8 protein-coding genes are annotated in these 7,730 nt (G+C 71.4%); all 8 read right to left on the bottom strand.

Going from position 1 to position 7,730, the window contains the following annotated elements; translation table 11 throughout:
* Positions 1 to 7: 7 nt before the first annotated feature.
* The 8 genes from ACIPXM_RS15580 to eccD all read right to left on the bottom strand — a co-directional run bounded on the left by ACIPXM_RS15580 (position 8) and on the right by eccD (position 7,691).
* Entirely contained in the window at positions 8 to 316 is a 309-nt protein-coding gene (locus ACIPXM_RS15580) for a hypothetical protein (RefSeq protein WP_401655431.1), read from the bottom strand.
* Positions 309 to 938 carry a YbaB/EbfC family nucleoid-associated protein gene (locus ACIPXM_RS15575; RefSeq protein ID WP_401655430.1) on the bottom strand — a complete coding sequence of 210 codons (630 nt, stop codon included), beginning with the start codon at positions 936 to 938 and terminating at the stop codon, positions 309 to 311. Before ACIPXM_RS15575 ends, ACIPXM_RS15580 begins: the two co-directional genes overlap by 8 nt.
* Before the next feature lie 145 nt (positions 939 to 1,083).
* Positions 1,084 to 3,306 carry a hypothetical protein gene (locus ACIPXM_RS15570; protein WP_401655429.1) on the bottom strand — a complete coding sequence of 741 codons (2,223 nt, stop codon included), beginning with the start codon at positions 3,304 to 3,306 and terminating at the stop codon, positions 1,084 to 1,086.
* A gap of 39 nt (positions 3,307 to 3,345) precedes the next feature.
* Complete coding sequence (locus ACIPXM_RS15565; protein WP_401655428.1) at positions 3,346 to 3,822, bottom strand: hypothetical protein; 477 nt, start codon at positions 3,820 to 3,822, stop codon at positions 3,346 to 3,348.
* Between the two features lie 187 nt (positions 3,823 to 4,009).
* Positions 4,010 to 4,306 (bottom strand): hypothetical protein, encoded by a 297-nt coding sequence (locus ACIPXM_RS15560; protein WP_401655427.1) that lies wholly within the window; start codon positions 4,304 to 4,306, stop codon positions 4,010 to 4,012.
* Between the two features lie 56 nt (positions 4,307 to 4,362).
* A complete protein-coding gene (locus ACIPXM_RS15555) occupies positions 4,363 to 4,710 on the bottom strand; it encodes a hypothetical protein (protein ID WP_401655426.1) in 348 nt (115 codons plus the stop codon).
* 80 nt (positions 4,711 to 4,790) lie between these two features.
* Positions 4,791 to 6,242 carry a type VII secretion protein EccB gene (gene eccB / locus ACIPXM_RS15550; protein WP_401655425.1) on the bottom strand — a complete coding sequence of 484 codons (1,452 nt, stop codon included), beginning with the start codon at positions 6,240 to 6,242 and terminating at the stop codon, positions 4,791 to 4,793.
* Between the two features lie 69 nt (positions 6,243 to 6,311).
* A complete protein-coding gene (gene eccD / locus ACIPXM_RS15545) occupies positions 6,312 to 7,691 on the bottom strand; it encodes a type VII secretion integral membrane protein EccD (RefSeq protein ID WP_401655424.1) in 1,380 nt (459 codons plus the stop codon).
* Positions 7,692 to 7,730: the final 39 nt, after the last annotated feature.

Raw genomic sequence — 7,730 nt, 5'->3', positions numbered from 1 at the left:
ACCCGGTTCACCAGTTGTCGGCGGTCGTCTTCGACTCGTCGTCGGCCTTGTTCATGATGTCGGCCGTGTCGTAGCCGCCGTCGACGATCACTCCGAGCCGCTTTCTGACGTAGGCGATGGTCTCCGTCAGGTTCTCGGTCGGCTTGTCGACCTGCTGGTGGTACGCCTGGCCGATCTCGTCGTCGCCCGCGGAGGTCTTGTTGAGGGTGTTCACCCGCTTGATCATCTTGTCGAGATCGTCCAGGCACGTCTTGTACTCGTCGTAGTGCTGGAACCGCTTCTTGAGGTCACCGAAGACCTTGGTGGTGTCAGCCATGGAACTCCTCCTGCTTCCCGGTGGGCACGCGGCTGTCGGATTCGGCCGCGAACTCCTCCTGCTTCTCGCCGCGTTCGGCCTTCGCGGCGGCCGCGGTGGCCTCGTCGGCGATGTACTCCTCCTGGCGCTCGTCCTTCTCCTTCTCCTTCGCCTCCTCGACCTCGAACTCGGCGCCCATCGAGCGCAGCGGCTTCATCAGCTCGTCGAGGTCGGAGGGCATGTCGGCGAACCCGGCGGCCACCCGCAGGGTGGAGCCGAAGTCGGCGAACCCCTTGATCTTCTCGGTGACCTGCTCGCCCATCCGGGCGCGCGCGTCGTTGAGGACCCGGATCAGCGCCGTGGCCAGCTCGGCGGGTGCCATCTGCTGGTACGCGGTGGTGTGGAAGGTCAGCGAGACGACCTGGCCCTGCGGGCCGACGGTCACCGAGACCATCCGGTCCTTGGAGGTCACGGACGTGCTGGCGGCCTCCAGTTCGGTCCTGACCTCCATCATCCGGTCGCGGTGCGCGGTCAGTGAGGCCATGGCCTCCTTGATCCGGGCGTCGATGTCGAGCTGTCCGCCGTTGGGCGGGACGACCCCCGGCGGCAGGAGGCCGGGCTGCGGGGGAGTGCCGAACTGCATGGTGTGTCTCCGGTGGGTCGTACGGGGGAGTCGGGAGGTGCGGTGGGGCGGCGGGGGCGGGCCGGGGCGGGCCCACCCCCGCCGGCCGGAACACGGCGGAACGGGAACAGGGACAGGAGCAGGGGACAGGGACAGGGGCCGGGGCTCAGCGTCCGATGACGCCGCTGACCGTGCCGGTGTCGGTGCCCCAGGTGTCCTCGTCCTCGGTGAGCCAGGTGGTGCGCTGGCGGTCCTTGCCCTGGTTCGGCGCACCGCCCGCGCCCGCTCCCGCGCCGCCCATCGGCGGCATCATCGGGGACTGCTGCCCGGGGGCCTGGGCCGAGGTCTGCGCCGCGGTCCTGGCCTGCTGCGCGGCCGCGGCCGCCGCCGTGGAGGCGGCGGTGGTCGGCGCGGTGGCGCCGAACTTGGTGGCGCGGTCGCCCAGGGTGTTGAGACCGCCGACGGTGTTCGGCGTGCCCGGCTTGACCTTGGGGACGCCGTTGCCGCCCGGCAGCTCCGGAGAGCGGGAGTGGTTGGGGACGTTGGTGCGGTAGTTGTGGTCGCCGCCGCCCTGCGAGGTGGTGTTCGGCCGCGGCGTCGTCCGGTTGTTGTACGCGTTGTCGGCGTTGGTCAGGAGCTGGTGGCTGCGGCTCAGCGGCTTGCCGTCCGGGCCGTAGATCACGCCGTCCTTGATGGTGGAGCCCTTGGGCAGCGTGTACGGGTTGCCGTTGGCGTCGTACAGCTGCTTGCCGTCGGCGCCCACGACCGTGCCGTTCGGCAGGATCTTGGCCCCCTCGGGCAGCCGGATCTGGTCGAACGTGTTCTGGCCGGGGAGGTTCGTATTGTTGTTGTTGTTGTTGTTCTGCGACTGGTTGGGCGTGCCGACCTTGGCGCCGGGCGGGGCCACGATCTGCTTCTTGTCCGGGCCGAGGACCGGCTTGCCGTCCGGGCCGTAGACCTTGCCGTCCTTGCCGATCCGGGAGCCGGGCGGCACCATGATCGGCTGCTTGTTCTTGTCGAGGACCGGCTTGCCGTTCTTGTCCAGGAGCGGAACCTTGTTGCCATTGCCGTTGCCGCCGGGCTGGCCCGGGACGGGGATGTCCGGCTTCGGGACCGTGGGCGGCTTGGTCCCGGGGGTGCCGGGCGGCTTGGTGCCGGGCGTGCCGGGGGACGGCACCGGGGGGATCACGGGCTTGTCGCCGGTGCCGCCGGGCTTGTCGCCGGTCGTGGGGATGTCGGGCTTGGGGATGTCCGGCTTCTCGGTGCCGCCCCCGCCCTCGCCCTCGCCCTCGCCGTCCTTGTCCTTGAAGATGTCGTCCAGGCCGGTGTTCCCGGTGCCGCCGGGACCGGTCCCGCCGCCTCCGCCCGGGGAGAGCGTGAGGTTGGGCGAGTAGACGCCCTTGCCGAGGGCGCGGGCGAGCGTGGAGTAGGCGTCGTCCAGGGGGCCGACGGACGCGTTCGACGCCTTGTCGAGCGTCGCGATCCCGGCCAGCCACTTCTTCTTCGCCTCGGCCTCGACCTTCTTGATCCAGTCGCCGCCCACCACGTCGGCGCCCGTACCGTCGACGACCGTGATGACGTCGGGGTGCTCGTAGTTCCAGCGCTTGTTCCAGTAGTCGTACGTGTACTCCGGCGTCGGTCCGAAGGTCAGACGGGCGCCGTTCATCGCCTCCAGGAAGGCGTCGTGCAGCAGGTCGATGGGGTGCGAGGTCCGCTCGCCCTGCCAGGTCTGCCAGCCCTGGTACAGCACGTGGATCTGCTTGTGCAGCAGATCGTGCTTCTCCAGGACGGCCTTCGAGTACTCGGTCGGCGCGGTGAGGTCGAGCCGTACCTTCGCCATCTCCGTGACGAACGTCAGCAGATAGCGCCGCAGGGCACCGGCCGCGCTGCCCTTCCAGTCCGACACGGTGGAGTCGACGGAGTCCGCCCAGCCCTGCACGATCGGCTGCCAGTGGTCGAACCACTTGACCATGCCGGCGATCTCGTCGGCGCCGTGGTCGAAGGTCCAGACGTTGGTCATCTCGTTGCGGTACGGCGGGTACACCAACGGCTCGAAGTTCTTCTGCGGCTCCGCCGTGGTGAACAGGTTCCACTTGGACGCGGCGTTGGTGAACACCTTGCCCCAGTCGGCGTTGAAGCCGACCACGTGGTAACGGGGCGGCGGGACGAGCCCGTTGTCCGTCACCGTCAGCGTCTGCCAGGCCGACCACCAGAAGTCGAAGACCTTGTTGTAGTCGGTGTTCGGGTCGGCGTTCTTGATCAGCCGCAGGCTGTTCTCGGCGACCCAGCCCTCCGAGCTCGGCCCGGCGACGGCGTTGCGGTCGGTGAGGGTGTTGGTGTCGGGGAGGTAGACCTTGAGTCCCTGTTCCCAGTTCTTGGTCACGGCCATGGCCGGGCCCGGTTCCTTCCGTGCGGAGGCGTCAGCCGGTCAGCTGGCGGGGTTGTTGGTGGCGGGCGCGGTGGGCGGCTTGATGCCCTTCTGGATGTCGTTGAGGATGTCCCACATCTCGGCCGTGGTGATGGACTCGTCGGCCGCGTCCTGAAGGATGATCTTGATGGTGCTGAGCGTGATGAAGCTGCTCTTCGCCGCCGCCTCGAACAGGCCGACCGACTGCAGGAGTTGGGCGCACAGCTTGCGGAAGCCGTCCTGGACCAGCTTGGCGCTGGCCAGTTCCTTGGGGTTCGCGGGCTTCAGCAGACCGGCGTCGTCGCTGAAGGTGCCGTTGGCCCAGCGCTGGAGGTCCTTCATGTACGGGTTCTCGCTGAAGTCCTTGAGGAGCTCCTCGAACTTCTTGGCGAAGTCGAGCAGGACCTCCTCTGTGACCTTGAACTCGTCCTCCTCCGGCTTGTTCTTGTCGTCCTTGTCCTTGTCCGTGTCGGGCTTCGGCGGCGGCTTGGTGGCCATCAGGGGCTCCCGGCGTTCGTGGTGATCTCACTGTCCGGCAGGGAGAACGGGAGGCCGGTGCGGCGCGGTTCAGTCCGCGCGGAGCGGGGTGACGGACGTGAACGACGCGAACGACGGGAACGACGGGAACGACGGAACCCGGCCGCGGGCCCGCTGGGCCGCGACCGGGTCCGGGGACGTGCCGGGTTCAGCGCTGGAAGAGGAACGCGCTCTTGCGGTCACCGTTCTTGATGATGTCGTGGGCCTCGTCGATCGCGCGGGCGCCCGCGTCGAAGTTGATCGAGAGCTCTCCGTCGACGCTGTTCACGGTCTTGGCGAACTCGTCGAACTGGACGGCCGCCTCACCGCTGAACTCTTCCTTGCGGCTCTCCAGGAAGGCGACGATCTCCTCCAGGTCGGTCTTCATCCGCTGGGCGATGCCCCGCATCTGGACCGTCTGATCGGTCAGGTTGTTGTGCTGGACCGTCATGTCCAGGTCGCTCATGGTGCTTCCTTAACGTTGGGAGGAATGAGGGGGTTTCCGCCGGTCAGGGGCGGGGGTCAGCGGCCGAGCAGGCCGCTGTACACGTCGCCGTCCCACATGTCCGAGGTGACCGTGGCGTCGTCGGAGCTCTGCACCATGATGTTCATCGTGGCCTCGATGGCCTCGATGATGTCGTTGTACTCGGCCATGCAGGAACGGACCGCGCGCTGCCAGATCTCGATCTTCTGGACGAAGATGCGGCCCGCCTGGGTCTGCATGCTGGCCCGGACGCCGTTCGCGATGTCCTCGGACTTCGCGTACTCGGCCTCCATCTTGTGGGCGCGGTCCTGCAGCTGGTTCAGCTTCGACTGAAGGTCACCACCTGTGACCTTGAGCGTGCCGCCGGGAGGGGTCGAATCCGCCATGGGAACTCCTGTTTCAGGGGGATCATCAGAGGGGAGCCATCAGCTCCGCCAGGAGGAACGGGCCGCCCGCGACCGGGGGTTCAGCCGCAGACGGCGGATCCGGCGGCGGTGAGCCGCGGCTCCACCACCCCGGCCGCGGCCAGCGACGTCGGGTCCAGGCTCGGCCCGGTCGGCAGCAGCGAGAGCAGCGCCGTCGGCACGCCCACCGGGGCGGCCGCCCCGTACCCGAGGGTCTTCGCGGCGGCGGCCGTCGGGATCGGGTACTTCACGCCGTTGTCCGCCACCAGATAGCTCGCCCCGCTCGCCCCCGCCCCGGACAGCGCCTGGACCAGCGCGCCGCCGCCCGGCGGCACCGCGACCCGGTCGGCGACCTCGCAGCCCGTCGCCACGCCCGGCTGCGGCGCGGGTGCCGTGCCCGCCACCGACAGGGCGTCCACCACGGTCACCCGGGTGCGCGGGGACGCGCCCGACGGCGTCAGGGCCGTGCACACGCCCTGGCCTGCCGCCAGGGCCACCGGCCGCGGCGGGGCCGCCGGAAGCCCGCGCGCGGGCAGCGCCCCGGCCCGCGCCGGATGGGCCGCCAGATCGGCCGCGCCGATCGGCACCGCGACCGGCGCGGCCCCCGCGTATCCGTCCCGCTGGGTGCGCGGATCGCCGCGCAGCAGCTCGAACTCGGTCCGGGCGAGCGGCGCGAGACCGCTGCCGGTCAGCACGTACGGCTCGCCCGAAGGGCCGGTGAACAGCTGGCCCACCCGGGTGGCCCGGCCGCCGAGCGCCGGGCCGGGCCGGCCGCGCCCGTCGATCGCGGGCGGCGCCAGGTCGGGGCCCGCCGGCAGCGCGTTCAGGAAGACGGACGTCACCGGGTACGGCGTCAGCGCGCCGAAGCCGAGCGCCGTGTCGGCGCCGTCCTTGGCGTCCACCCGCAGCCGCCGGCCCTGCCACAGCAGATACCGGGCCCCGTCCGGGGTGCCGACCAGCGTCGCCTGGTCCGGGGTGAGCGGCGCGCCGGTCCGGTCCGCGCCCACCACCACCGACAGGGCGGCGCCCACGCCGCCGGACGGGGTACGGGTCACGGTGCCGCAGACCAGCCAGTCCCGCCGGGTCAGCGCGGCCGCCTGAGGCAGCCCGTCGGGCGCGCCGACGATCCCGACCGGACCGCCGCGCGGCGCGCCCGTCAGGGACTTCAGGCTCACCTGGGCGACGGTCATCCGGTCCCCGGCCACCAGCCGGGCACTGGCCTCGTTGAGCACCGGCCGCAGCTGCCCGTCCAGGAAGAGATAGCGCGCGCCGGTCTCCTCCACCACGACCAGGGTCCCGGGCTTGCGCCAGCCGGTGGCACCGCCCGGCTTGATCGCCCCGTACAGCCCCATGACCAGGGCGATGGCGATCGCGATGAACAGTCCGGTCCTGACCCCACGATGGGTCCGCCGGGGCGTGAGGTCCGGTGCGTCGGGCTCGCCCCGCAGCATCCCGGCTTCGAGCCTGCTCATCACGAACAGATGCGCCTGCACCTGGTCGCGCCTGGACTGCATGTCGACTCCCTGGGAAACATGGGTGGTTCAAGAGGGGGGGTGCGTGAGGGTGCGGACGAGGGGCCGGGGTCAGCCGCTGAGGCCGCGCACCCAGCCGAACAGGCCGGCCACCGTCGCCGCCAGCGGCAGCAGGCTCAGCGCCAGCGCGCTGTGCAGCAGATCGCCGATCCGGCCCCAGTACGGCAGCATCCGCCGCCCCGGCACCGTCCAGGACACGATCGCGAGCACCGCCGCCACCGCGACCAGACCCGCGAGCAGCCCGAGCCGCCCGGCGCCGCCGAGCCCGAGCGACCAGCGCACAGCGAGCAGCGTGAGCCCGTACACCGCCGGACCCACCAGAGCCAGCCGCTGCCAGCGGGAACCCGACTCGCGGGCGTGCAGGAACAGGAGCACGCACAGCACGCCCGTCATGGTCGCCGGGGCCCAGCCCGGTTCGAACGCGAGCACGGTCAGACACCCGGCGCACAGCGCGCCGAGCACCGCGTGGAAGGCGGTCAGATAGCCGTCGGCGACGGCGGTGCGGTCGAGCACCTCCTGCGCCGGATACGGCTCGATGTCGTCCTGCAGCTCGTCCGCGGTGCGCGGCAGCGCGGGCAGCCTCAGACCGGACAGCCGGAACGAGAGCCCGGGCGCGAACGCGCCCAGCAGCACCACCAGGACGGCGACGATCGCCGCCGTCTCGTGCGGGGACGGCCCGGCGAGCCCGATCGCGCCCGCCACCACGGCGGTCACCGAGGTCAGCAGCATCCCCAGGAACAGCGGCGCCGAACAGCCCACCGCCGCCAGCGCGAGCACCGCGCCACCGGCCGCCGCCGAACCGCCCGCGAGCAGCCGCGACACCAGCAGGTCCGCGCTGCCCGACGGCAGCAGCGCACCCGCGAGCGCCAGGTACGGCACGGCCGCCGCGCCGAGCGCGGTACCCGCGCCCGCGTCGCCGACCGCCCGTGCGGCGCTGGCCGCGCCCAGCAGCAGCAGCCCGCCGACCACCGCGGCCGCGAGCACCCGCAGCGACCCGATGCCGTCCGACAGGGCGAGCAGCGGGAGACCGCCACCGAGCGCCGTCAGGGCGAGCGCCAGCGCCACATGATGGGTGAACGCGGGCCGCCAGGCGTCACCACGCTGTTCGAGCCCGACCGACACACCCGCGATCAGATCGTCGAAGTGCACCGTCGGCAGGCTGTCGCGCCGGTGCCGCAGGAACAGCCGCTCGCCGTCCTTGAGCCCGGCGCCCTCCGCGGACAGCTCCTCGTCGAGCGGTTCCCCGCCGAGTCGCTGCACCACCCAGCCGCCGGCCTCCACGGCCTCCTCGTCCAGGTCGTCGCCCGCGTAGCCGATCACCGTCGGCAGCAGATCCGCCAGTGGCACATCCGCCGGTACGGAGAGCTCGACCACCTTCCGCGGCCCGTGAAACCTCAGGCGGCAGAGTCCTGCCACCGCGCTCGCGCTCACCTCACGCCGTCCTTCCCGCTGCGTTGCCAGGAGCGCGTC

The sequence above is a fragment of the Streptomyces sp. NPDC090025 genome (genome assembly GCF_044748125.1).
Lineage (GTDB): Bacteria > Actinomycetota > Actinomycetes > Streptomycetales > Streptomycetaceae > Streptomyces.
The sequence above is the reverse complement of the archived record's forward strand: the minus strand, read 5'-3'. Positions and strand labels throughout refer to the sequence as shown.

Bases quoted from the DNA above. Each gene is read 5' to 3' on its own strand.
- ACIPXM_RS15560 (WP_401655427.1), bottom strand. From the start codon at position 4,306: ATGAGCGACCTGGACATGACGGTCCAGCACAACAACCTGACCGATCAG.
- ACIPXM_RS15555 (WP_401655426.1), bottom strand. From the start codon at position 4,710: ATGGCGGATTCGACCCCTCCCGGCGGCACGCTCAAGGTCACAGGTGGT.
- ACIPXM_RS15575 (WP_401655430.1), bottom strand. From the start codon at position 938: ATGCAGTTCGGCACTCCCCCGCAGCCCGGCCTCCTGCCGCCGGGGGTC.
- eccB (WP_401655425.1), bottom strand. From the start codon at position 6,242: ATGCAGTCCAGGCGCGACCAGGTGCAGGCGCATCTGTTCGTGATGAGC.
- ACIPXM_RS15580 (WP_401655431.1), bottom strand. From the start codon at position 316: ATGGCTGACACCACCAAGGTCTTCGGTGACCTCAAGAAGCGGTTCCAG.
- ACIPXM_RS15570 (WP_401655429.1), bottom strand. From the start codon at position 3,306: ATGGCCGTGACCAAGAACTGGGAACAGGGACTCAAGGTCTACCTCCCC.
- ACIPXM_RS15565 (WP_401655428.1), bottom strand. From the start codon at position 3,822: ATGGCCACCAAGCCGCCGCCGAAGCCCGACACGGACAAGGACAAGGAC.